The 1,463-nt window shown below is 55.3% G+C and carries 1 protein-coding gene; it reads right to left on the minus strand.

Features of this window, described 5'->3' with window-relative positions:
• Positions 1–1,463 (minus strand): LPD38 domain-containing protein (locus tag J5224_RS27535; RefSeq protein ID WP_319802494.1); only part of this gene is annotated, 1,463 nt, incomplete at both ends.

Below are 1,463 nucleotides of genomic sequence, written 5' to 3' on the forward strand. Positions count from 1 at the left end.
AGCAGTTCCGTGCCACCATCTTCCCAAATTTACCCGCGGTATCCTCCCCACCGAGCATACGCACGAAACGCTCCGGTAACGTGCCGAACATCAGGCCAATCTCGAACGGTTTCGGGAAACGGATATGCTGATCACCGGCCCAGAAATGCCAGTAGGCGTCTTTGTCCCAATCCGGCAATTCTTCATAGCGCTTATCATCCCAATTGAGCGCCAGTAGTGCTAATGACACCCCAGCGATATAACCGCCGCGCTTCAGCACCTCACGCGGATCCTCTTTTATCGCCCTGCCCAGCTTACTCACCCCCTGCAACCGCGCATTGAGGAACGGCACCACATCGGTAAGGCCGATAATCAATTTGCTCGAGCCCATCATGCTGAAATCCATCAGGTCGCGCGCTTCAAACGCTGCCTGAGCCTTGCTCTTGCCGGATTTCAGCGCCGCATCATAAGTTGCCACGCGGTTGGCATTCTCAGCCCCTTCACTGACCTGCCGGTATTTCTCCCAGCCAGTTTCTAATTTCTCCAACACATCCTTGCTGCTGCGTACCAGCGTCGATTCAAATTCGCGCATCTGGCTATCGCTGTACCCTTTGCGGCGCAGCACTTTGCGGATATTCGCCGCCGCCCCTGCCGGATCGTAGACGTTGAGGTAACCGCCGCCGAACGTGGCACCAGCCGCCATCATGTCCACCAGCGTATCATCCACGGCCAGCGCCTTTTTCAAGCCTTGCCATGACGAGATCCCTGCACGGAAACCGTCTTTGTTGATAGCCCAGGAGTGGAGAGAATCGCGCATAAAGTTGCGCAGGATAAAATCAGGCATCGCCGTGGTGCCGATGGTCAGCACGCGTTTTGCCTGGCGCGCCGCCCGCATAAACAGCGAGTTGCTACGTTCCATGTCGATCATGGTGAAGGCGCGGAACAGATCGGGGTCATTGACCTGCACCAGCTGTTCCTGACCGTCGATGTAGACTTTCACCACATTCTTACCGATACGCCCGTAATCCATCTTGTTCGGGTTTTCGATAACCTCCAGCGCGCCGGTATCCGCCAGATTCACCACGGAGCGGCGCATCGCCTCGTTTTTCATTGAAGCATCAACGGATTTCGCCACATAGTTGAACAGGTTTTCGATCGGGTCTTTGATGGTCAGTTCGCTGCCTTTCAGCTTACGTACCGTACTGCTCTGGTTGGCGACGCCGCGCGTGGTCCAGGGGCCATGCGTTTCACCATTCTCAGCTTCACGGAAATAAGGCAAATACCAGGCATCTTCCCACGTAGCCCGACTTTCAGGATCAATCAGGCCCATGTCCTGTTGCAGGTCCAGAATCGATTTGATAAACGCGTCATACTTGCGTTTCTGCTCGGTGAACAGCGTTTCGTTGCCCCGATTCAGGGTTTTCATGTAGGCAATTTCGTCTGCCGTGAAGTTGTTTTCGCGCCCTTCTGCCAGTAGCCGTTCG

The sequence above is a fragment of the Candidatus Symbiopectobacterium sp. NZEC135 genome (genome assembly GCF_025962695.1).